Here is a 24,067-nt window from a genome sequence, read left to right on the forward strand (position 1 = left end):
TGATATAATACGCTCATGCACAGGTCAATATCATACTACTCATAATAATAAGAACTTTCTGTTTATTATTGTTTTCCCCATTTTTCTTCTAACATCACCATTATATTTTTTATATGTGCATGAATCAGTTCTCTTTTTGCTTGATCACTAAATTGTTCTAGCGCTAATGACGGAAACCAAAATAAGTCTCCCTGTATATCTTGCATATCTTCTTTCCATGAAAAATCACTTGTAACATACGCAATGTGCTTAAAACCTTGCCTTTGTAAATGATCTGTCCATTCTTGCAAACGACCTTTTTCCTTCTTTTGACTTTCTACTAAATACGTAAATGCTGGTAGTAAAAGCACTCTTCCTTTATATTCTCTTTCTAACTCCATACTCAACAATTCAATAAATTCACCTTGTTCTACAACCATTTTCATTTCTTTTGCTGCCGAAACTGATAACAGTGGTATAATCCCTGTATCTACATACTCTCTCGCTTGCTCAAACTGTTCCACATCTTTTACAATCCATTTCAAGTCTCTTCCCTCCTTCATTCAGAAATAACAGAACTTTCACTTTATATATATTAAACCATACTAAAAGAGGTAAAAAAAGAAAAACTACCTATATTAGGTAGTTTTTCTCGGAAAAAATTCTGAAACTTTTAAAAATTTAATAATTCAAATGAATTCTATAAAGTTTTTAACTCTGCCGTTAACCGATGAAACGTTTCCTTATCTTGCTTATCCAACGCTTCATCAATTTGTTTCAAAAGACGTTCTCTTCTAAATGAAAATACACTCTCTTCTAAAAACCTCTCTGCCAGCAAACGGTCTTTTTCATTCACTTCAATATGCTTTGGTAAATATGGGTTTTCTTCTAATACAGCTACATAGTTTGCATTTTGAAACGATGATTTAAAGTTGAGTTGAATATAAATATCTTCATCTCGATTTAAACGAATATCATGAAACGATTTTTCAGCATCTGTTGTCATAACATTTTGTTTAAAAAAGTGAAACGGTGTGTCTTTCACACAATTCGCTGACATTACTAAGCCACGCGGACAATATTTTGCATGCTCTACGAAGTGGACTTTATGCATTAATTGGTCGTGACTCATTAAATAATTCAAAATCCATACACATTCACGCTGTTTCAGTTGGTAATTATTCAAAAACCATTTTACAAAATCCTTCTTCTCGTTTACAGAAACAGGGGTATTCATAGCAATTAAGTCCCTCCTCTGTCTTTCTCTTTTCTTTTTAGATTCAAGAAGCGGCATTCAGTTTCCTTCCAACTTATGAAAAATCCTCTAAATTATATAACAACTCTTCAATATGAATTTGTGTCGGGTCTAGTTGTATTAACTGGGTAAATACTTCTTTCGCCTCTTTTCGCATTCCTTCTTCCAATAAGAAATAACCGTACTCTTCCAAGAAGTCTGGATGATTCTTAAAAGAAGTATATGCACTTTCATAGTGTTTTAATGCATCCGAATACATTTCTAATTGTTTTTTTGCAAACGCCAGGTCCCAAAGTAGTTGTGTATCTGGCTCTCCGCTATCAATAGCACGCTCTACAACTGCAATTAACTCTTCATACTTTTCCTGTTCTTTTAAGATATACGCATATTTCAATGTTGCGCCTAAATGTCCAGGATCTAACTCAAGAGCTTTTTGAAGTACTTCTTCTGCTTCTACTACTTTTCCTAATTTAGCTGCAATATTCGCTAATTCTACATAAAACGGAACAGAAAGCTCATCTACTTTAATTCCTTCATGAAGTGTTTCATAGCTTTCTTGAAGCATTCCTTCTTTTTCATAGCTTTTCGCTAAATACATGTATAGCGATGCGTAATCAGGGTCTAATTCCTTTAATTCTTGCCAAGCACCAATTGCTCTTTGATATTCTTCTCCTTGGTATAATGTAAAGGCATATCCAAATAATGAGTGAATATCTTTTTGCTCTTCTAGGCCTGCTTCATAGTAAGAGATTGCCTCTTCCCAGTTTCCAATCGCACTTAACGTTTCTGCAAGACGAAGTGCAATCACAACACCACCCATTACTTTATGTTCTGCTAATAGCGACTCGTAATGAGTAATTGCCTTTTGTTCTTCCCCTTTACTACTATATAATTCTGCTAATCCAAACGTAATAACAGGTTCGTCAGGCATCATTTCTTTCGCCTTTAATAGTTTTTGCTCCGCTACATCATCAAAACCTTGCATTTGGAATAAATCCGCAACAAGTAATAACGATTGAACATATAAATCATCATTTTCCGGAATATCATGAAGCACTTCAATCGCTTCATCTTCTTTGTCTAGATCAATATATAATTCTGCTAAAAATACCGTAAATTCACTTTCTTCTGGATACAGTAGGCGTAAGTCCTCAGTAATTGTTAGTGCCTCATCCATAAATCCAAGTGTATGGTAATAACGAGCGATATCATACTTCTCTTCATCATTTGCAATTTTTAATTGTTCTTTTAATAATTGTAATCCTTTTTCCGCTTCTCCATTTTCAATATATGAAACAGCTTGTTCAAACTTTTGCATAAACGTCTCCTTTAATTCTAAAAAATATTCTCTTCTGTTCATTTACCCCGCTATTAACGGGCAGTAGGACCCCCACCTCAAAATTCAGCTAAGGCAAAGAAGTTAGGTTGGGGATCAACTGCCCGTAAAAGCCCGATTGGTGAAGGCTAATAATCAGCGGGGGACAAACATCCCCCCACTAATTAAAGTTTCACTTTATCATAAGCAACTCCCTGTAAGAACGCAACCTTTAGAATGAGCATACTTCTTCTTGTACTTTCTCTTATAGCACGGCTCGTTGTTCAAAAGGTTCTCATATGACACCGATACCGCATCCCTACTTTCTATTGTACCGTTTTCTTTCATTACCGTGCAAATAACTTCACTCGTTGATTATTAAGTTATATAAAGCCAACCTGACTAGCACACTTCAATCTTTGTTAAAAAGTGGAGCTTCGTTACCTTAAATAAAAAAGGCTCCTATAATAGGAGCCACCGCAATTTCTTAAGAATATGTTTCCTCTTTCTTTACCTTCTCATTTACAAGCTCTTTCAGTAATTCTATAATTTCATCATTCTCTTCTTTTAAACCGACTGTAATACGAATACCGTCATGTATGCCAAATGCAGCACCTGAACGAACAATATATCCTTTTTGCATTAATCGTTCGAAAGCTTCATTACCAGGAATACCAAGTTTTAAGAAAATGAAATTTGTTTGAGATGGATAATAGAATACGTTATATTCCTTACAAAATGCATAGTATTGATTTAAACCTTCAGCATTCTTCTGCACACATTCTTCTAGAAACTTTTGATCTTCTAATGCAGCTATTGCTACAGATTGCGCTACAGTCGATGTATTGAATGGTAACCTTGCTACTTCTAGCTGTCCAATTAACTTCGCATTACCAACCGCGTATCCGATACGAAAAGCAGCTAAGCCATACGCCTTTGAAAACGTGCGTAAAATCATAAGATTTTCATACTTTTCAAGAAGTGGTAATGTTTGCGGATAGTCTTCCGCCCCCGCATACTCATAATATGCTTCATCCATAATAACGAGTGCTGACTTAGGAACTGATTCTAAGAATGAAAGCAATTTTTGTTTCTCTACGTATGTACCTGTCGGGTTATTCGGGTTACAAATCCATACAATCTTCGTTTTGTCATCTACTTGCTGTAACATCGCATCTAAATCGTGAATGCCATCTTTTAGTGGTACTTCACGAACTTCTGCTCCTTCAATAACAGCATGGTGATGGTATTGCGAGAACGTAGGATTCGCCATTACAACATTTGTGCCTTCATGTAGTAATGCACGGCTAATCATTTGAATGACTTCATCTAATCCACTACCAAATAATAGTTGTTCCGCTTTTACCCCTACATGCTCTGCTACTTTCGTTCGCAGGTCAAAGGCATATCCATCCGGATAAAGCGCGTATTGGCCCGCTAAAGAAGTTAACGCTTCTGTCACACGTGCTGAGCAACCAAATGGATTTTCGTTCGATGCTAATTTCACAATTTTTGATAATCCATATTCCCTTTTTACTTCTTCAATATTTTTCCCAGGTACATATGCTCTTAAAGTTAACAATTGCTCTTTCACTCTCATTTTTCTTCCCCCAGTCATTTGATTCAATTCAATTACAATACGGTTATAGTTCCTTACTGCAATCTCTTTTTATAACTGTCATTTACGAGAATACCTCTCCTATAACCCTTTTATACCATATCCTTTTGAAATGCCTCTAACGCAATATGAACAGTCTCATCTGAAATAGATACGACATTTACTACCCCATATTCCTGCATAAGTACCATATGAATTGTTCCTGCATTTGCTTTCTTATCTTGTTTCATCAATTGAACGAGGCGCTCTACATTCAAATCACTTGGCATTTTTGGATAGCCGTACTTCAAGAACCACTGCTTCATCTCTTCATAAGCAAGATCGATCTTGTACACTTGTTCACTTAAGAATATAGCAAATAACATGCCAACAGCTACTCCGTCACCGTGAGTGATATTTCCATACCCAATCTCTTTTTCAAGAGCATGACCTAACGTATGTCCAAAGTTCAGATGGGCGCGTACACCTTTTTCTGTTTCATCTTGCGCTACAATATTTGCTTTTACAGGAATCGCCTTCGTTAATATATGAATTAACTTCTCATCACGAAGTTCTGCTAATGTTTGTACTTCTTGTTTCAACCAATGATACAGCTCAACATCACCAATAAGAGCATGCTTTATCACTTCTGCATAACCTGAACGCCACTCTTTTTCAGGAAGAGACTGTAAAAACGGCGTATGATATACAACCGCTTCTGGCTGATGGAATGCACCAATCATATTTTTCCCTAATGGATGATTAATTGCTACTTTCCCACCTACTGCACTATCATGAGCTAATAAAGTTGTTGGAACTTGAACAAAACGAATGCCACGCATAAACGACGCAGCGACAAACCCAGCCAAGTCTCCAATCATTCCGCCTCCAAGTGCAATAATTAAAGAATTTCTATCTAATTTATTTTCAAGAGCTGAAGTATGAGCTCCGTAGAAGTTCTCAAAAGATTTTTCTTTTTCACCACTCGGTACAACAAATGAAAATACTTGTTGCTCTACTTGTAATGCATCAACAACTGTCTGTAAATGTAGAGATGCAACAACTTCATCTGAAATGATCATTACGTTAGATACAGCTGGCTGCATATTTTGAATGATTGTTGTCAAATGTGACAACGCTTCTTTTCCAACATGCACATCATATTCTTTTGATTTCGTTTGAATATGTATATTTCCCATTAAAATCCCCTCGCATATTCATTATGTTTCTCAATATTTTCACGGATAAGATCCATGCGATCTACTCCAAATTGTTCTAGTAAAGCTGTCGCTAATTCCCAAGCAACAACTGCTTCTGCAACGACACTAGCTGCTGGTACAGCACAACTATCTGAACGTTCAATACTCGCTGAAAACGGTTCTTTCGTATCTATATCCACACTTTGAAGAGGTTTATATAGTGTAGGTATCGGTTTCATCACACCGCGCACAACAATTGGCATACCAGTCGTCATACCGCCTTCTAACCCACCTGCATTGTTCGTTCTTCTTGTATATCCATGCTCCTCATCCCACAGGATTTCATCATGAACTTCACTTCCCGGTCTACGTGCTGCTTCAAAACCAATTCCAATCTCCACACCTTTAAAGGCATTTATACTCATAATTGCGGCTGCTAGTTTTGCATCCAATTTTCGATCATAATGTACATAGCTACCTACTCCAATTGGCATGCCTTCCACAACTACTTCAACAATGCCACCGATTGAATCACCATTTGCTTTTGCATCATCAATCGCTTTCATCATTTGCTTACCAGCTTCGTCATCTAAGCAACGTACAGGTGATTCTTCTGTTATACTTTTTAATTCTTCAATTGAACTATAAGTAATCTCCTTAGCTTGTACACCACCAATCTCGATTACATGTCCTGCCACTTTAATACCAAGTTCCGCTAAAACTTTTTTAGCAACTGCACCAGCAGCAACACGTACTGTCGTTTCACGTGCCGAAGAGCGTTCAAGTACATTTCTCATATCTCTATGACCATATTTAATCGCACCATTTAAATCAGCATGTCCAGGTCTTGGTTTTGTCACTTTCCTTTTCATTTCTTTTTCTTCTTGCTCCGTTAACGGCTCTGCACCCATAATTTTCGTCCAATGCGCAAAATCACGATTCTCAACAACGAGTGCAATAGGAGAACCTAATGTTTCTCCATGTCTAACACCACTTACAATTTGCACTTGATCTGTCTCAATTTGCATGCGTCTACCACGACCATATCCCTTTTGCCTTCTCGATAATTCTTCATTTATATCGTCCGCAACTATTGATAGTCCCGCTGGAACACCTTCTATAATCGTTGTAAGTTGTGGACCATGAGATTCACCAGCTGTAATATATCGCATACGTCATTCCTCTTTTCGTATATGTATTTATCTCACTATATTAAGCAATAATATGAACTTTCGTTATTCTAAAAATATGAAAGAAATTATATCGTAAATCGGCCATTTGCTTATTCTCATTCTATACTTCCAATAGGCCTTTTACTTTACATACCAATATATCATAACAACTTTAACTTCGTAACTAATTCAAATAAAAAAAGTGCAAGAAGAATACCCCTATTCTTCTTGCACTTTTTACTATTATCACAGTTATTAAAGCGTTTACAAATTATTTCAAAATAATTAGTAAATCCATTCATTCATTAATTTTGAGTAGTCTACTAATTCTTCTTCTTTAAAGAAAATAGCAATCTCGCGCTCTGCGCTTTCTAAAGAATCAGAACCGTGAATAATGTTTTTCGCAACAGTTACACCGAAATCTCCACGAATTGTTCCAGGAGCCGCTTCATGTGGTCTTGTTTTACCCATCATGTTACGAGCTGTATCTACTACACCTTCACCTTGCCATACCATTGCGAATACAGGTCCAGATGTAATAAAGTCTACTAATTCACCAAAGAAAGGTCTTTCTTTATGCTCACCGTAGTGTTCTCCAGCAATTTCCGGAGTGACTTGCATTAATTTTGCACCAACTAATTGAAAGCCCTTTTTCTCAAAACGAGCTACAATTTCCCCAATGAAAGCACGTTGTACACCGTCTGGTTTTACCATTAGAAATGTTTTTTCCATAAAAAATCTCTCCACTTCTGAATTATGTATGTAATTGTATATCCCCACACACATAGTAACACCCTTATCACAATTGTGCAATAGTTTTGAAATAGAGAGATTATTTTATTTTTTAGAAAAAACACTAAAATTTTCGTTTCCCAATATACTTTGCTACGTTTTGTAATGCATACTTCGCTTGCCCACGTGGGAGTGGTTTTATTATTTCTAATGCTTTATGTAAATAACGTTCACTAAACGCAAATGCTTTATCAATAGCATCACCATTCTTCACAGCCTCAATAATTTCTTTCATTTCGTCCGCTGTTGTATTTTCATGTACAGATGTGATTTTCTTACGAAGCACTGGATCTTCCATAGCATATAAAGCAGGAAGTGTAATATTCCCTTGCAATAAATCACCACCAGCAGGTTTTCCAAGTTTCTCTTCCGTTGAAACGAAATCTAGAATATCATCAATAATTTGATAAGACATTCCTACAAAATAGCCATACCAAAACAGACGATTTACCGTTTCACGATTCGCACCAGAAGCGATTGCTCCCAACTGACAACTCGCAGCAATTAATAATGCTGTTTTTCGCTTTATCCTTCTTAAATACGTTCGCAAATTTTGGTCATAATTATATTTATCTTTAATTTGTTCAATTTCACCTTTACAAACTTCTAAAATGGTATGTGATAGCGCCTGATGCGCCTCTGGAATTTCGATATTTGTTACACATTCAAGAGACTTAGCAAACAAATAGTCTCCTGTATACATCGCAATACGATCTCCCCATTTTGCATTCACAGTCGCACTACCACGTCGTAAAAATGCAGCATCAATAACATCATCGTGAACAAGAGAAGCCATATGAATAAGTTCTAATGCAACAGCAACATGCTTAATTGCGTCTAACTTATAATCTCCAAATTTCCCTGCAAGTAACACAAATACGGGCCGAATTCGCTTCCCACCAGCCTCAATAAGTTGTAATGCCGCTTCTTCTACTAATGGCTGTTCAGAAGCAACCGTCTTTTTTAATTCTTTTTCTATCACATTAATATCCGATCGTAAAAAAGAGTACATAAGTTGTAACTTCATATTGTTCACCTTAACCTAAAACGTCTTTTTTCTATTTTGATTCTGGTTTAATACCTAAATGCATCGCTGCTACCCCAAAAGTAAACGGCTTCACTTGTACATGTTCAAGTCCAGCTTCCTCAAACATATGAGCCAATTCCTTCATCCCCGGGAATGTACTAGCTGATTCCTGAAGCCATGAATATTCTTTATAACTTTTCGCAAACATCTTTCCAAATAACGGCATAATATACTTAAAGTATAAAATATATCCTTGTCGAAAACCAATCATTGTTGGCTGCGATGTTTCTAAACAGATTACTTTTCCACCTGGCTTTACTACACGCGTCATTTCTTTTAATACGTGCATATAGTCTGGCACATTACGCAAACCAAATCCAATCGTTACGTAATCAAATGTATTATCCTCAAATGGAAGTTCCATTGCATTTCCATGTAGAAGTTCTACTTGCTTTAATTGTAAAGCCTCTACCTTTTGCTTACCGACAGATAACATATTTTCACTGAAATCTAGTCCAACAACCTTCCCCTGCTCTCCTACCGCTCCAGCTAGCGCAATTGTCCAGTCCGCTGTCCCACAGCATACATCAAGCGCTTTACTGCCCGGTTGTACATCCATAATACGCATTGTCTCTTTACGCCATGCCTTATGTCTTTGAAAACTGATTACAGAATTCATTACATCATATTTATCAGAAATTTTTTCAAATACATCGTGTACTCTTTCTTCTTTTGATTGTTGCATGCTCGTACCTTCTTCCAATGTAAAATTGCTTATGTCTTCGATTTATCTTTTAACACAGCATTTATTTCACTTATGTCTGTGTGATTTTCTAAAAATTGATTTTCTTGCTTACTCAGTTCCATCATCCAGCCATTAATAACGGTTTCTGCATCTACTCCATCCCTCAAAATCCCTTGAACTGCTTGAAAAACAGGTGAATGTTGTTTATCAGCGTGCAATTGATATTCTTTTTGGAGACGATTTTTTCCTAACACATAAGTTATAAATGGCTTCCAATGTGATAAATGGAAATGATCACACGTTTTCTGCAATAGCGCAGACTCAATCGTTATCACACTTTTCATTATGTCCTCAATTGTTTTATGTGCTTTTTGATATAGCATAATTTTATGCTCATTGATTTCTTTAATTCCTTCAGCAAGCGCACGAATTAAAACAATATCACGATTCATAGACAATAAATAATAATATAACCCACTATAGTAATCACCTGCAAGTACTGTTAATTGGCGACATTTATGCGACTCAATCGCTTCCTCACCTGCTTTATTTGATACTCTTTCATGCGTATCAAGCGCAATTTGTACTAGCATAATCGTTACTACATAATGCTCGATTTGTTCTATATGTAAATTCGCACTCTTTAAAGCCCCATATAGTAATGCTATTTTTTCTTCATCAATAAATGGTTCTTCAATATAGTTTATAAAATAAGGATGGCGTAATTTCTCCATCAATTTCTCTTTTATACCCGCATACCCTCCGTAGATGTCACACACAAAAATCACCCTTGTTTTCTAATTCATAAAACTTATTATAACACATACATTCTATTTTCTATAACCAAAACTTGGCTACCCCTTCCAAACCTCCGCTGAATTAAATAACACCTTCCATTCTCAATCTGTCCAACTAAAACTATATCATTTATTCACATAAAAAAAAAAGAAAAGCAGTTTCCCGCTTTTCTTTACTTCGTTTTAATGAAAGATAAAATTTCACTACGTGCGGCAGCATCATTTTCTAACACACCACGTACTGCTGTCGTTACTGTTTTCGCACCTGGTTTTTTCACACCACGCATAGTCATACACATATGTTCTGCTTCTACTACTACCATAACACCATGCGGCTCTAGTACTTCCATAATAGAGTTCGCTACCGTTGAAGTAATACGTTCTTGCAGTTGTGGACGACGTGCAATTGTGTCTACAGTGCGGGCTAATTTACTTAGGCCTGTCACCTTTCCGCCTTGCGGAATATATGCAACGTGAGCAACTCCATAGAACGGAACTAAATGATGCTCACACATCGAATAAAATGGTATATCTTTTACTAGTACAAGCTCTTCGTGATCTTCTCCGAATACTTTATGCAAATGTTCTTTCGGATCTTCATGCATGCCCGCGAACACTTCTGCGTACATTTTTGCAACACGCTTTGGTGTATCAAGTACTCCCTCGCGATTTGGATCATCTCCGATTGCCTCTAAAATAAGGCGTACTGCATGTTCAATTTGTTCTAAATTAACTTTTGCCATCCGCTAGCCCTCCCGAAAACCTAAAAGTGATACGAACACATTCTAGCATATTTATGTTTTTAAAAGCAAAAAGAAGAGTTCCCAAAAAGGAAACTCTTCTTCCCTGTTAATATGTAAGGATTATTTAACCGCATCTTTTAACGCTTTACCAGGTTTGAATGCAGGTACTTTACTTGCAGCGATTTCAATCTCCTCACCTGTTTGTGGGTTACGACCTTTACGAGCCGCACGCTCACGAACTTCGAAGTTACCGAATCCGATTAGTTGTACTTTATCACCTTGTTTTAAAGCTTCTAAGATAGAATCAAAAACAGCGTCTACTGCTTTTGTTGCGTCCTTTTTAGAAAGGGAACTTGCTTCTGCAACAGCATTGATTAAATCTGTCTTGTTCATGCCATTCACCTCCTCCCAAAGATAAGACTGTATAATGATCATAAAATGAGTCTTACTTTCATTTGTAGGCAATTTTTACAAATTCTATACTACAAAGATGTAGATAAATCATTATCAACGCCTATATTATACGATTCTCCTTTATAATTCAATATTTTTAAGGAAATTGTTACTCTTAAAATGTGAAAATCTGATGAAACTTGACAATTTACAACAATATATTAGATAATGACTGTTTATTTTTCTATTACATACGTAAAAATAAAAAAATCCCTCTACAGTGAGAGGGATTTTTTCTTACAATATAATCGCAATTAATCCGCCAGAGCCTTCATTAATAATTCTTTCTAACGTTTCTTTTAATTTATATCTAGCATTTTCTGGCATTAAAGATAGTTTCGCTTGAATTCCTTCTCGAACAATCGAGCTAAGCGAACGTCCAAATATATCAGAATTCCAAATTGATAACGGATCATCTTCAAAATCTTGCATTAAATAACGAACTAATTCTTCACTTTGCTTTTCAGTACCTATAATTGGCTCAAACGTTGACTCCACATCTACTTTAATCATATGAATAGATGGGGCTACGGCCTTTAACTTCACACCAAATCTGGAACCGTGACGAATAATTTCTGGCTCATCTAAGCTCATGTCTGCTAATGCAGGCGCTGCTACACCATATCCTGTTTGCTTTACCATACGCAAGGCATCCGCCACTTGATCATATTCTATTTTCGCATGAGATAAATCGAGCATAAGCTTCAATAAATGATCTTTCCCTCGAATTTCTACTCCTACTACTTCTTTTAAAATTTGATCATACAATTCATCTGGTGCATATAAGTCAATCTCCGCCACACCTTGCCCCATGTCAATACCAGCTAGGCTCGCTCGATCAATAAATTCATATTGACTAAATTGCCAAACCACGCGGTCCACATCACGAAGACGTTTTATGTCCTTCACAGTCTCTTGAACTGCTTCCTGATAACTTTGGCGTAACCAATGCCCTTCATTTAGCACCATTACCCAGCTCGGAAGGTTTACATTCACTTCTAAAACCGGGAACTCAAATAGCGCTTCTCGAAGCACATTATACACATCTGTTTCTCTTAAACTCTCTACACTCATCGCAATTACTGGAATATCATATTCTTCTGATAAACTTTGGCGTAATTGCTCTGTATCTGGATGATACGGCTGTACAGTGTTTATAATCATAATGAAAGGCTTTCCAACTTCTTTTAACTCATTTACAACTCGTTCTTCTGCCTCTATATAATCTCTTCTTGGAATTTCACCAATCGTTCCATCTGTTGTGATTACAACACCAATTGTTGAATGTTCTTGAATTACTTTACGTGTTCCGATTTCTGCAGCTTCATGGAACGGAATAGGTTCTTCATACCAAGGAGTATTAATCATACGCGGGCCATTCTCATCTTCATAACCTTTTGCTCCTGGAACCGTATATCCAACGCAATCTACTAATCGAATATTCACTTCAAGACCTTCATCTACTTCGATAGAAACCGCTTGGTTTGGAACAAACTTTGGTTCCGTCGTCATAATTGTACGACCAGCAGCACTTTGAGGCAGTTCATCCTGCGCTCTTTGACGGTCAGACTCATTCTCAATATTTGGAATAACTACAAGTTCCATAAATTTTTTAATGAATGTTGATTTTCCTGTTCGGACAGCTCCTACAACTCCAAAATAAATATCACCGCCTGTGCGTTCCGCAATATCTTTAAAAATATCTACCTTTTCCAAGTGATTCCCTCCCTCAAAATTTTTGGGAATAATTCCGCGTTTATAGTCAACTAATACCTTCTCTAACGTTGCCTATAATATCTGATATAATATAATGGTATTCTAGAAGTTCGGACAATATATCATATAATTTTGTCCAATTTCATATGACTATTTAAAAATATCTTTTGTTTGCATCACAAGTTGTATAACATAAAAAACCTTTCTTCTAGAACTTATTCGCTAAAAGAAAGGTTCATGACTTATGATTTAAAAAAAATTGGTTCTCCGTTCTTTACCGTATATGGCAGAGAATAAGCAGGAACAAATGGAGAGTCTTTCGATAGTATATTCCGAATATCTTCCCCTTCCTTAAATTGACCTTCATTTTTTTTCAAAGCTTCATATAAGTCGATTCTATAATCAACGAAAACTTCTCCTTTTTCATTGATTACGAAAGGCAGCCCCTTACCAGAATACGGACTTGTCACTTGCGGTACATCTTTATATCCTAGTTTTTTGAAATCTAATTCATAGACACCATCTGTAATTACTTTTTTAAAAGGTGGATATTGATGTTCATCACGATACATTTTAAGTTTCAATGTCAATTCCTGAATTTGGTCAGCCATCCTTACGTCAATTAACTTTACAGTGGGATTTGTTTCAACATCTATTAATACATATTGATATACTCCACCACTTTCATATGCATTCCCTGGTGCTTCTTGTATGTAACGCGGAGCAATCTTTTGAAAATCGATTGGATACTTCTGATAAATTGGCGTATTCATATCCCGCGTCTTAATTGGCAATATCCCATCATTTTGCTCCTTAAATGTCACTACAGCTTTTTGAACAACCTGTAGCTGATCTTCATAAGGAATAGCATTTTGTTTCATATTTTCTTTCGGATACAGACACCCTGTTAAAAGGCTCATACAACAAAATATTAAAATAATATGGACTTTTTTCACTAGCAATCACCTTTTCATACTAATATAACTTGCTCCGTATGTAGCATTTTCGAGACCATTCCCTTTACTGCTGTACAGGTCCACTAAATACAACAAGAAAAATAACAATTCCTGATACAATCATAAGGGTGTACGCTACTAACGCTGTAATCCCTTTCAAAAATTTATTCTTTATTTTGTATCTACTTATTAAAATAAAACTTACTGCAAAAAACATAAATCCAATTGCTCCTAAAGCAAACCACATTTTTAAAAGCCCTTCTGACATATACACACCCCTTTGTATTAATCTATTTTTATACTATTTTAACAAATTAAAATCTTTAAACAAATACAAAAATAACATTTTACTACAAATTGCGAATATATAACTTGAATCAACAGGTTTTTTCACAACTTTCATTAATCTAGATAAAAATAAAACCGAAGCGAGTGTCTCTCTCGCTCCGGTTGACCAAATATGCCCAAATCAGCTCTATTCCCATACTTTCATGGCTATCATATGCAATCCACAAACTCTTTGTTTCTCATATTTTATTTTTTAAACATTTTACTTAACGAGCCAAAATCCGCTGGCATATTATTATTAACAATCGCTTTTACAATTTGATCCTCTTGTTCTTTCGGCACTTCACGTCCTGCCATTAGAGCAACTTGATGAATCAATTGACGAAGCACTTTCTCATCACGTAAATTCGCATTTTGTACAGATGATGCTAATTTAAAAATATCTTCTTTATTCACTTTCGCTTCTTTTTCAATGTTATTAAAAATGTTATTATCCATTCTTTTCACCCTCTCCTCAAGTTACTCTTCATCCTATGCAAAAATGAAAAAATGGTGAAAAGACCCAAAAAAATAAAAAGCGATAGAAGTACTTTTGTACTTCTACCGCTTTTATTTACAGTAAATCAGGTATAGCTTCCACTTCATGTTTTCGAACACGTCCCATTAATGAGCCTACTGCATCTTTCACATTATTCCCATTGAACAGCACGTCATATAAAGCAGCTGTAATCGGCATTTCAACTTCCATTTTCTCTGCTAATTCATGTGCAGCTTTCGTAGTTCTTACACCTTCTACAACCATACCCATGCTTTCTAACACTTCTTCTAAAGAGTGTCCTTTTCCAAGCATATTTCCAGCGCGCCAATTTCGGCTATGAACACTTGTACAAGTTACAATTAAGTCTCCCATACCAGTTAGACCAGCAAACGTTAACGGATTTCCGCCCATTTTTCTTCCTAAACGAGCAATCTCTGTTAAACCACGTGTCATTAATGCCGCCTTTGCATTATCACCTAATCCAAGACCATCAGTTATTCCAGCAGCTAATGCGATAATATTTTTTAACGCACCGCCAAGTTCAACTCCAATGATATCTGGATTTGTGTATACACGGAAGTAACTATTCATAAACAAGTCTTGTACTTCTTCAGCCGCTTCCATACGCTTTGCTGCAGACGTAACAGTTGTCTCTTGACGCAACCCAACTTCTTCAGCATGACTCGGTCCAGACAGCACAACAACGTCTTTAATCAAGTTCTCTGGAATTTCTTCCTCAATCACTTCCGAAATACGTTTTGACGTACCAGGTTCAATTCCTTTACTTGCATGAATCCAAGTAGTCGGACCTGCTACATATTTCTTCATATCTTGCAGTACTTCTCTATACGCTTTCGTTGGTACTACAAGAAGTACTACATTTACATCTACTAATGCTTCTTCTAAAGAAGAGTAGGCTACGATTGTGCTTGGCAATGTAATTCCCGGAAGGTATCGACTATTCTCATGTTTTGTATTAATCTCATCCATAAGTTCAGAACGATTTCCCCAAATACGTACATCATGCCCATTGTCAGCTAATACCATCGCTAACGCTGTTCCCCAGCTACCTGCTCCAACTACTGTGATTTTTGTCATAAAATCACATCCTCTCCATTAGTCTCTTGCTCTAGCGATAATGTGAATCGGCGTTCCTACAAAGCCAAATGATTCACGTAAACGATTCTTTAAGAAGCGCTCATATGAGAAGTGCAATAGTTCTGGATCGTTTACAAACACAACAAATGTTGGTGGTTTTACCGCAACTTGTGTTGCATAGAAAATCTTCAGACGGCTACCGTTATGCGTTGGCGTTGGATTCATCGCTACCGCATCCATAATTACATCATTTAATACATTCGTTTGAATACGGATACTATGGCTTTCATTTACCTCATCGATAACTGGTATTAACGTTTGTGTACGTTTTCTCGTTTTCGCAGATAAGAACACAATCGGTGCGTACTCTAAAAATTGGAAATGAGCACGGATGTTTTCTTCAAATGCTTTCATTGTTTTCTCGTCTTTTTTCACTGCGTCCCACTTGTTTACAACGATAACGACAGCTCGCCCTGAATCATGAGCGTATCCAGCGATTTTTTTATCTTGTTCAATAATTCCTTCTTCACCGTCTAAAACGACTAAAACAACGTCAGAACGTTCAATCGCTCTTAGTGCACGAAGTACACTATACTTTTCTGTACTTTCATACACTTTCCCTTTTTTACGCATACCAGCTGTATCGATAATTACATAATCTTTTCCGTCTTTACTATACGGTGTATCGACAGCATCACGAGTTGTTCCTGCTACGTTACTAACAATTACACGCTCTTGACCAAGAAGAGCATTTACAAGTGATGATTTCCCTACGTTTGGACGTCCAATTAAAGAGAAACGAATTGTATCTTCATCATATCCGTCTTCTTCAATCTTTGGAAAATGCTGTGCAGCTTCGTCTAATAAGTCACCTAATCCTAATCCGTGTGTACCTGAAATTGGGAATGGTTCACCAAATCCTAACGCATAAAAGTCATAAATGTCACTGCGCATTTCCGGATTGTCCACTTTATTTACTGCAAGTACAACTGGTTTATTTGAACGATATAATATTTTTGCAACTTCTTCATCAGCTGCTGTTACACCGTCACGACCGTTTGTCATAAAAATGATAACATCTGCTTCATCTATCGCTACTTCAGCTTGTTGACGAATTTGTGTCAAAAACGGCTCGTCTCCAATATCAATTCCACCTGTATCAATAATGTTAAATTCATGATTCAACCAATCTCCAGCGCTATAAATACGATCACGCGTTACACCTGGAATATCTTCTACGATTGAAACTCTTTCTCCAACAATTCTATTAAAAATAGTAGATTTCCCCACGTTCGGGCGGCCTACTATCGCTATTACTGGTTTCGGCATATACATTCATCCTTTCAACTTGCTTCTGTTTATTATGTAAAAAACCCTTCTTTGTGCAAGAAGGGATTTGCATTCCAGAATATTTCTCAACGTATCAAAACACCTCACATTATAACACACGTTGCTAATGTTTCACAATAATATATACATTCTCTTGTAAGCGATGCGCAATCCCATCTAAAATTGCCTCTAAATTATTTGCAACAAATTCTAGTTCCTCTGTCGAGTCACAAGTAAATAAAGGCGCACCACCTGCAAACTTCTCTGGCTTTGTTGTAATAACTGCAAGAATAACACTTTCTAACATCATCTCTTATCTCCCCTTCCTTTCGGGGCTTCCGATGACATATGGACAGCACTTTCTAACGTCGGTACATTTCCTATTACACTTATTGCCTTGTTAGCATCTTTATCTTGCGGAAGAACGAAAATCCCGATTCTTCCACTCGCTAAATCACGCTTTGCTAACGGTACAAGAGCTGGTGTTCCAGAATCTCTATATACCCCCAAAGCAACTGAAACATCATGTAAAATCGCTTGACGTTGCCCTAAATTAGAAATAGTAACCATCGCATCAATCGATTTCGGTTTCAAAATAAATCCCATGCCATATTCCATAATTTCATCTTGCCTTATCGGCAATCCAATATTCATAATATAAATATTATCAATATAAAGTCCTGCTCCTTCAAAACGCAGCGGAACATGTTCAATCTCTACAAGATCATGAAGTCTTCTGCCAGACATTAATTTTTTCGCAATAAAAAATGCGATGATAGCCATAATTACTCCAGCAATCCACGAACGGAATCCTATATACGCAAACGTCGTTGCAAACGATGTTAACATCGCCAAATAGTTGCGACTTTCAAAAACTAATGCAATTCCTTCAATGTATGTATTTCCACGCGGTACGAGCTCATATCCATCTAATTGTTGAAGCGTATTTCTTTCCATATTACGTACATCACGAAATTGTGTCGCTGCTAACGTAAGAAATGTAATGGCAGAAAAATCTTTTTTCAAAATTGACGGGATAGCAATCGCTCCTAAAGCAGCTGCAATTAATCCCATTGCAATATGAATAATTTTCCCGTGAAGCCTCGTCGGATATTGCCTCGTATCCGTCCGAAGCATTAACACCCTCGTTACTGTCCCCGCTATTACGCCACATAAAATGGCCGGTGTGTATTCAGTCATGTATTACCCTCGCCTTTCTTTTACGTGTCTTTCTCTTAAACTGCTCCATATATACTGATGCTTTTGCAATCCAATACAAAATTGCCATAAAAAATGTAGAAACGGCGATGATGTCCAAAAACGCTAAACTACCGTAATCATAAGGAAAATGTAGTTTTCGAAAAATAAGTGTCACTAACAATTCACCTTGTAACATTCCGATATAAAGGGAACATAATCTCAATATGCGATCACCATGTAATAAAACCGATGCATACACAAGAGCACTACTTAACAAAAACAATCTGTCCATTACAATCCAAATTGGATCATATACTTCTAACAAATGAAAACTTGTATATAACATTGCAATAATAAGTGCCGAAAGTAAGCCATATAATTTTTTCCAAATAGAATATAGCGTGATCCCGAAAAAAGAAATAATACAAAGCAATAAAGCATTTACTGATACCGTAAATGAAGCAATCGTCACATGTAATGGGGAGCAAATTATAAACACCAGTATACAAACGCTTAACTTCCACCGAACAGAGTCCTTTTTCATAAAAAAAGTTACAATAGTCCACCCTATCCAAGCTACAAAATAAAAAGTATTCCCATCCATCATTTCACCTCCTATGTTTTCCATTATGGGAACTTTTTATGAAAGTTAATCCCCCTTTCTTTACGCATAGTTTTTTCATATAACAGCAACACTTTTAATAAGGAGGTGCTATTCACAATGGGTAAAGATCGCCAAGAAAAAAAACTAAGAGAATCACGCCGCGTTGAATCAGATCGCGACCAATCACTACAATATCCGGGCGCAACTGGACTTGATACACCGGAGCAAGCTCGAAAGCAGAATCAGCACTAATCATACAAAAAGACGGTTTCGATATTGTACGAAACCGTCTTTTTCATATTTCATATTTATATCGAAATAATATTTCACATGCGAATCTTTCTACAATTTATTTTTACCCCCTTCTCATTTCCCTTGGCAAAATTAACCCTTATCCAGTAATTCAATAGCACACTATCCACATTTTTCAGTCGCAACTTTTACAAGATAATGTTTATATATAGGAATAATTTCATTTTTATAGAATATTAATTCCATCCCTCACCTTATATCACTAAAACGAATAGAATACAAAAAAATCAACCGTTTGGTTGATTTTTTATCTTCTACTATAATGCGTCGTATCAATTCCACGCTGCGTTAACCAATGATACGTTTCACCCTTTACAACAAGAGGCACAGATTGTAATTCTTCTATCGTCTTTGCCCCAAGAGCTGTCATAATAAATTTTAAATCTGTATGTAGAAGATCGATTTCATCCACTAACTTCTCGATGCCATCTTGCATTAAAATGCGTAAAAAGTATCCAGCAAAAGCAGTTGTATTTGCCCCTAACGCGATCGCCTTTGCTACGTCTAGCGCTGTTTGTATGCCCCCAGATGCAATAAAAGAGAGGTTATTATTTGTAGAGGTTGCTTCAATAATCGAGGTAGCTGTTTGTATGCCCCAGTTATTAAAATAAGAGAGCATACGCTGTCTTCTTTCATTTTCAACTGCAGCAAAATTGGTACCACCTTGTCCGCCAATATCAATTGCTGTTACACCTATACTCGCTAACTGTTGCATTGTTTCCTTGCTCATCCCAAATCCAACTTCTTTTACAATGACCGGAACTTCGCTCTTTAAAACAATTTGCTCAATTCGCTGCAGTACACCAGTAAAATCACGGTCTCCTTCTGGCATCGTTAACTCCTGTATAACATTTAAATGAATTTGCAGTGCATTCGCCTCAATCATATCAACGGCACGATCTGCCTGTTCGGTAGTTGCCTCACTACCTAAATTGGCAAAGAAAATACCATTTGGATTTATTTTTCTAATGATTTTATACGAAGCTACTTCATTCTCATCCTTTAATGCTGCCATTTGCGAACCAACAGCCATAGCGAGATTATGATGTTTCGCTACATATGCTAATTGTTCATTAATATGTAACGTTTGCTCTCCCCCACCACCAGTCATCGCATTGATAAAAATCGGCGAACTTAGTGAAAGTTCGCCGATTTTTGTTTCACATGTTATCGTATCATAACTTGAATTTGGCAAGCTTTGATGCACAAAATCAATATCATGAAAGCCATGCGTACGAGACTGACCAGTAGAAAGAGCGTATTCAATATGATCTAATTTACGTTTTGCCCTTACCACTTGTACCCCTCTTTATTTCTTTAATTTTTTCAGTTGTTCACCAATAATATCACTTAATTGGAAAGTAGCAGAATCAGCATTTGGTTCATACTGACTGTAATCTTCAGTTACATTATTTTCCTCAAGCGCTTCTTTTATACTTAAAGAAATTCGTTTCTCTGCTACATGGACTTCAAGTACTTTCACTGTTACTTCTTGTCCCATTTCTAATACTTCATTTGGATTTTTCACGTGACGATTTGCAATTTGAGATACGTGCACAAGTCCTTCTACACCAGGTAAAATTTCAACGAATGCACCGAATGTAACAAGACGTTTTACTACTCCCTCACGAATATCTCCAGCTTTTATTTCACCCGCAACATTTTCCCAAGGTCCCGGCTGAGCTGCTTTAATTGATAACGAAATACGTTGTGTATCAGCATCAACAGATAGCACCTTTACCTTTACTTTTTGACCTTGCTCTAATACTTCAGAAGGCTGTTCTACACGCTCGTGAGAAATTTGTGAAATGTGAACTAAACCGTCCACACCACCAACGTTAACGAATGCACCAAAATCTGTTAATCGTTGTACTGTTCCTTCAACAACGTCCCCTTCTTTTAATGAAGAAATTGCTTCCTTTTTCTTAGAATCTAGTTCTAATTCTACTACCGCTTTATGCGAAAGGATTACACGATTTTTTTCACGGTCTAATTCAACAATTTTTACCGCTAATGTTTTACCTTTATAGTCAGTAAAGTCTTCTACGTAATGCACTTCTACAAGTGAAGCTGGGATAAAACCACGAACGCCAAGGTCCACAACTAATCCACCATTCACGATATCTTTTACAGTAACATCAAATACATGACCAGAAGTGAATTTTTCTTGTAATTCTATCCATGCTTTTTCTGCATCAACAGCACGTTTAGATAAAACAAGATCATCTTCTTCTAATTTAATAATTTTTAATTCTAGTGTTTGATCTAATTCTACAACATCGCTTGCTTTTTCAATATGAACGTTAGCTAATTCACTAATCGGAATTACGCCATCTGTTTTGTATCCAACATTTACAAGCACTTGCTTCTCTTCAACTTTCGTTACAGAACCTGTAACAACGTCACCAACTTGTAATTCTTTTGAATCCATAACTTCTTCATTCATTTTCTCTACCATGGAAATACCTCCCTACAGAATTGACAAAGCATTTTTATGTATATACGAAATGAAAACAAAAGTTTTCATTTGCATGTTTAAGAATTTATCATCACATACTCTGTTTCAATACTATTCACAAGAAAATATATTAATCCTATATAAATAGTATACAGCAAAATCATCTTGAAAAAAGTATGTTTTGAAATATAATAGCGAATATATTCTGAAAGTTTTATCCTTCTCTAACTAACTTCTTACAAATTCGCCCATTTGTCAAGGAAAGAGACTCATAATTCACGTATCCTTTACATTTCTATATAAACAAAAAAGAAAGAGGATAATCCCCTTTCTTTACTTCGCAAATACTCCTGAAACAATGCCCATAATTTTTTGGACAACTTCTTCAATTGATAAAGAAGTTGTATCTAATTCCAATGCATCATCAGCCTTTTTTAAAGGAGAAACTTCGCGTTCTGAATCTAACTTATCACGCTGAGCAATTTCTTCTTTTAACTGCTCTAAATTAGAATCGAAACCTTTATTTATATTTTCTAAATGTCTTCTTTCCGCTCTTTCTTCCACAGAAGCAAGCATAAAGATTTTCACTTCAGCATCTGGCATTACATGTGTACCAATATCACGGCCATCCATTACAACGCCGCCTTTTTTCGCTAATTCTTGTTGACGACGTACCATTTCTTCACGCACAAGGCGATGCTTCGCTACAATTGATACTTGATTCGTCACTTCTGGTGTACGAATTACTTCAGAAACATCTTGTCCATTTAAAAATACAAGTTGTGAATTTTCCCCTTGCTGAAATTCAATATTTACATTCCTTACAACTTCCATTAACTTCTCTTCATTTTCAATGTCCACTTTTCGCTCAAGGGCTGCATATGTAATTGTACGGTACATTGCGCCTGTATCAATATAAACGTAAGAAAGTTTCTTTGCAACAACTTTTGCAACTGTACTTTTCCCAGCTGCAGCTGGACCATCTATAGCAATTGAAATTCGTTTATCCATTGTAACACCTCATTTTTCACTTATAAAACAAAACGAAAAGCAGGTATTCATCCCTGCTTCTTCTCATTTGCTTCACGTCATTAAATCCTCAATTATTGTAGCATACTCCTTCATAGAAGAAAATGAAAACTACCTATTCACCGGCAAGATTTCTACTTTATTTTTCGCGACGACGCCTTCATAATAAACAATTTTAGACAAATATTTCACCGAGGACTTATGTATAAATAACAATTGCACAACACAAAGACAAATGAATTGTATTACTAAAATACGAATAAAAATTTTCTCCACTTTTTTCAAAGTATTCGTTCCTTTCTACCTTCTATTTACACATTTCATTCCTGATTTTATAAAACATGCAGAGAGTCCCTATATTTATTGTCATTTTCCAAGCATACTTTTATACATTTCCATTGTCGAATTTACTCAAAACATGTTATGTTCTAAATGTATTTTTTACTTGAAAGGGGTATAAACATTGAAAAGAATCCTAGTTTTACACACAGGTGGAACAATTGCAATGGAGGAAGATAAAGAAACTGGGGTCGTACAACCAGGTGAAAAAAATCCTCTTTTAAAATTCATTCCTGATTTAGAAGGCGATGTCGATTTAATCGTGGAAGATGTGTTCCATCTACCATCTCCTCATATGACACCGAGTGAAATGCTACAATTACAAGTCATCATTGACGAAAGAGTAAAACAAGACGACATTCATGGCGTAGTCATTACGCATGGTACGGATACATTAGAAGAAACAGCTTATTTCTTAGATTTAACAGTCCAAGCAACTATTCCAATCGTTGTTACAGGTGCAATGCGTTCTAGTAATGAATTAGGTGCTGACGGTCTATATAACTTCTTATCCGCTGTAAAAGTTGCTAGTTGTAATGAAGCTGCAGAAAAAGGCGTTCTCGTCGTATTAAACGACGAAATTCACTGTGCTACAAACGTAACGAAAACACATACAAGTAATGTCGCGACATTCCAAAGCCCACAATATGGACCAATTGGAATGGTAACAAAACGCGGGGTTGTCTTCCATCACGCTTTAGTACATCACGAAACATATACAGTAAACAAAGTTTCTAAAAATGTAGTTGTGCTAAAAGCATATGCTGGCATGGATGATACATTATTAGCAGCAATCGAAAACCTTCCTGTAGATGGAATTGTTATTGAAGCACTTGGACAAGGTAATTTACCTCCAAGAACACTTCCTAGTCTAGAACGATTAATAAACAAAGGAATTCCTGTCGTATTAGTTTCTCGCTGCTTCAACGGTATCGTTCAAGACGTATATTCGTATGAAGGTGGCGGCAAACACTTAAAAGATATGGGCATTGTATTCACATACGGTTTAAATGCTCAAAAAGCGCGTATTAAATTATTAGTCGCACTAGAGAATACAAATTCTCATGAAGCAATTCAAAATATGTTTATGCACGAATAAAAAAGCTGTCGAGGTTTCTCGACAGCT

At 36.3% G+C, this 24,067-nt stretch carries 27 protein-coding genes; 2 read left to right on the forward strand and 25 right to left on the reverse strand.

The window, feature by feature from the left end:
- Positions 1-65: 65 nt before the first annotated feature.
- The 21 genes from BAQ48_RS01845 to BAQ48_RS01945 all read right to left on the reverse strand — a co-directional run bounded on the left by BAQ48_RS01845 (position 66) and on the right by BAQ48_RS01945 (position 18,803).
- A complete protein-coding gene (locus BAQ48_RS01845; RefSeq protein ID WP_116758451.1) occupies positions 66-542 on the reverse strand; it encodes a YpiF family protein in 477 nt (158 codons plus the stop codon).
- Positions 543-679: 137 nt separating this feature from the next.
- Positions 680-1,216: a ReoY family proteolytic degradation factor gene (locus BAQ48_RS01850; RefSeq protein WP_001095928.1), complete on the reverse strand. Its 537-nt coding sequence runs from the start codon at positions 1,214-1,216 to the stop codon at positions 680-682.
- 73 nt (positions 1,217-1,289) lie between these two features.
- On the reverse strand, positions 1,290-2,552 hold the full coding sequence (locus BAQ48_RS01855) for a tetratricopeptide repeat protein (RefSeq protein WP_071709774.1): 1,263 nt from the start codon (positions 2,550-2,552) through the stop codon (positions 1,290-1,292).
- A gap of 484 nt (positions 2,553-3,036) precedes the next feature.
- A complete protein-coding gene (gene hisC / locus BAQ48_RS01860) occupies positions 3,037-4,149 on the reverse strand; it encodes a histidinol-phosphate transaminase (RefSeq protein ID WP_071709775.1) in 1,113 nt (370 codons plus the stop codon).
- Between the two features lie 110 nt (positions 4,150-4,259).
- Entirely contained in the window at positions 4,260-5,345 is a 1,086-nt protein-coding gene (aroB, locus tag BAQ48_RS01865; RefSeq protein WP_071709776.1) for a 3-dehydroquinate synthase, read from the reverse strand.
- Positions 5,345-6,517 (reverse strand): chorismate synthase, encoded by a 1,173-nt coding sequence (aroC, locus tag BAQ48_RS01870; protein ID WP_071709777.1) that lies wholly within the window; start codon positions 6,515-6,517, stop codon positions 5,345-5,347. The genes aroB and aroC overlap by 1 nt, the downstream gene beginning before the upstream one ends.
- A gap of 285 nt (positions 6,518-6,802) precedes the next feature.
- Positions 6,803-7,249 carry a nucleoside-diphosphate kinase gene (gene ndk / locus BAQ48_RS01875; protein ID WP_000415881.1) on the reverse strand — a complete coding sequence of 149 codons (447 nt, stop codon included), beginning with the start codon at positions 7,247-7,249 and terminating at the stop codon, positions 6,803-6,805.
- A 124-nt stretch (positions 7,250-7,373) separates the two neighbouring features.
- A complete protein-coding gene (hepT, locus tag BAQ48_RS01880; RefSeq protein WP_071709778.1) occupies positions 7,374-8,336 on the reverse strand; it encodes a heptaprenyl diphosphate synthase component II in 963 nt (320 codons plus the stop codon).
- A gap of 31 nt (positions 8,337-8,367) precedes the next feature.
- Positions 8,368-9,081: a 2-heptaprenyl-1,4-naphthoquinone methyltransferase gene (menG, locus tag BAQ48_RS01885; protein WP_001187669.1), complete on the reverse strand. Its 714-nt coding sequence runs from the start codon at positions 9,079-9,081 to the stop codon at positions 8,368-8,370.
- Between the two features lie 29 nt (positions 9,082-9,110).
- Entirely contained in the window at positions 9,111-9,860 is a 750-nt protein-coding gene (locus BAQ48_RS01890; RefSeq protein ID WP_071709779.1) for a heptaprenyl diphosphate synthase component 1, read from the reverse strand.
- Between the two features lie 191 nt (positions 9,861-10,051).
- Entirely contained in the window at positions 10,052-10,621 is a 570-nt protein-coding gene (gene folE / locus BAQ48_RS01895) for a GTP cyclohydrolase I FolE (RefSeq protein WP_001151478.1), read from the reverse strand.
- A gap of 120 nt (positions 10,622-10,741) precedes the next feature.
- Positions 10,742-11,014 carry an HU family DNA-binding protein gene (locus BAQ48_RS01900; RefSeq protein WP_001043860.1) on the reverse strand — a complete coding sequence of 91 codons (273 nt, stop codon included), beginning with the start codon at positions 11,012-11,014 and terminating at the stop codon, positions 10,742-10,744.
- A 297-nt stretch (positions 11,015-11,311) separates the two neighbouring features.
- The gene (spoIVA, locus tag BAQ48_RS01905; protein WP_000416519.1) at positions 11,312-12,790 is read right to left on the reverse strand and encodes a stage IV sporulation protein A; all 1,479 of its coding nucleotides are present in this window, start codon (positions 12,788-12,790) and stop codon (positions 11,312-11,314) included.
- Between the two features lie 242 nt (positions 12,791-13,032).
- On the reverse strand, positions 13,033-13,746 hold the full coding sequence (locus tag BAQ48_RS01910; RefSeq protein WP_071709780.1) for a hypothetical protein: 714 nt from the start codon (positions 13,744-13,746) through the stop codon (positions 13,033-13,035).
- 64 nt (positions 13,747-13,810) lie between these two features.
- Complete coding sequence (locus tag BAQ48_RS01915; protein ID WP_071709781.1) at positions 13,811-14,014, reverse strand: DUF2768 domain-containing protein; 204 nt, start codon at positions 14,012-14,014, stop codon at positions 13,811-13,813.
- Positions 14,015-14,280: 266 nt separating this feature from the next.
- On the reverse strand, positions 14,281-14,532 hold the full coding sequence (locus BAQ48_RS01920; RefSeq protein ID WP_000369752.1) for a stage VI sporulation protein F: 252 nt from the start codon (positions 14,530-14,532) through the stop codon (positions 14,281-14,283).
- Between the two features lie 115 nt (positions 14,533-14,647).
- Entirely contained in the window at positions 14,648-15,670 is a 1,023-nt protein-coding gene (locus BAQ48_RS01925; RefSeq protein ID WP_071709782.1) for an NAD(P)H-dependent glycerol-3-phosphate dehydrogenase, read from the reverse strand.
- Positions 15,671-15,688: 18 nt separating this feature from the next.
- Positions 15,689-16,999: a ribosome biogenesis GTPase Der gene (der, locus tag BAQ48_RS01930; RefSeq protein ID WP_001125891.1), complete on the reverse strand. Its 1,311-nt coding sequence runs from the start codon at positions 16,997-16,999 to the stop codon at positions 15,689-15,691.
- Between the two features lie 124 nt (positions 17,000-17,123).
- Positions 17,124-17,309: a capping complex subunit for YIEGIA gene (locus tag BAQ48_RS01935; RefSeq protein WP_071709783.1), complete on the reverse strand. Its 186-nt coding sequence runs from the start codon at positions 17,307-17,309 to the stop codon at positions 17,124-17,126.
- Positions 17,306-18,199: a YIEGIA family protein gene (locus tag BAQ48_RS01940; protein WP_071709784.1), complete on the reverse strand. Its 894-nt coding sequence runs from the start codon at positions 18,197-18,199 to the stop codon at positions 17,306-17,308. The genes BAQ48_RS01935 and BAQ48_RS01940 overlap by 4 nt, the downstream gene beginning before the upstream one ends.
- Complete coding sequence (locus tag BAQ48_RS01945; RefSeq protein WP_071709785.1) at positions 18,192-18,803, reverse strand: YphA family membrane protein; 612 nt, start codon at positions 18,801-18,803, stop codon at positions 18,192-18,194. The genes BAQ48_RS01940 and BAQ48_RS01945 overlap by 8 nt, the downstream gene beginning before the upstream one ends.
- Before the next feature lie 117 nt (positions 18,804-18,920).
- Between BAQ48_RS01945 and BAQ48_RS01950 the strand changes: the two genes are divergently transcribed.
- Complete coding sequence (locus tag BAQ48_RS01950; RefSeq protein WP_000513898.1) at positions 18,921-19,055, forward strand: YpzI family protein; 135 nt, start codon at positions 18,921-18,923, stop codon at positions 19,053-19,055.
- Between the two features lie 307 nt (positions 19,056-19,362).
- Here the strand turns inward: BAQ48_RS01950 and BAQ48_RS01955 are convergent, their stop codons facing one another.
- The 4 genes from BAQ48_RS01955 to BAQ48_RS27785 form a co-directional block, all read right to left on the reverse strand.
- Positions 19,363-20,412 (reverse strand): type 2 isopentenyl-diphosphate Delta-isomerase, encoded by a 1,050-nt coding sequence (locus BAQ48_RS01955; protein WP_071709786.1) that lies wholly within the window; start codon positions 20,410-20,412, stop codon positions 19,363-19,365.
- Positions 20,413-20,424: 12 nt separating this feature from the next.
- A complete protein-coding gene (gene rpsA / locus BAQ48_RS01960; protein WP_071709787.1) occupies positions 20,425-21,573 on the reverse strand; it encodes a 30S ribosomal protein S1 in 1,149 nt (382 codons plus the stop codon).
- A 333-nt stretch (positions 21,574-21,906) separates the two neighbouring features.
- Positions 21,907-22,584 carry a (d)CMP kinase gene (gene cmk, locus BAQ48_RS01965; RefSeq protein ID WP_071709788.1) on the reverse strand — a complete coding sequence of 226 codons (678 nt, stop codon included), beginning with the start codon at positions 22,582-22,584 and terminating at the stop codon, positions 21,907-21,909.
- Between the two features lie 129 nt (positions 22,585-22,713).
- A complete protein-coding gene (locus BAQ48_RS27785) occupies positions 22,714-22,887 on the reverse strand; it encodes a YpfB family protein (protein ID WP_084064354.1) in 174 nt (57 codons plus the stop codon).
- 178 nt (positions 22,888-23,065) lie between these two features.
- On the opposite strand from BAQ48_RS27785, the gene ansA reads away from it, so the two are divergent.
- A complete protein-coding gene (ansA, locus tag BAQ48_RS01970; protein ID WP_071709789.1) occupies positions 23,066-24,040 on the forward strand; it encodes an asparaginase in 975 nt (324 codons plus the stop codon).
- The last annotated feature ends 27 nt before the right edge of the window (positions 24,041-24,067 follow it).

It is taken from the genome of Bacillus luti (genome assembly GCF_001884105.1).
In the GTDB taxonomy this organism is placed as follows: Bacteria; Bacillota; Bacilli; order Bacillales; family Bacillaceae_G; genus Bacillus_A; species Bacillus_A luti.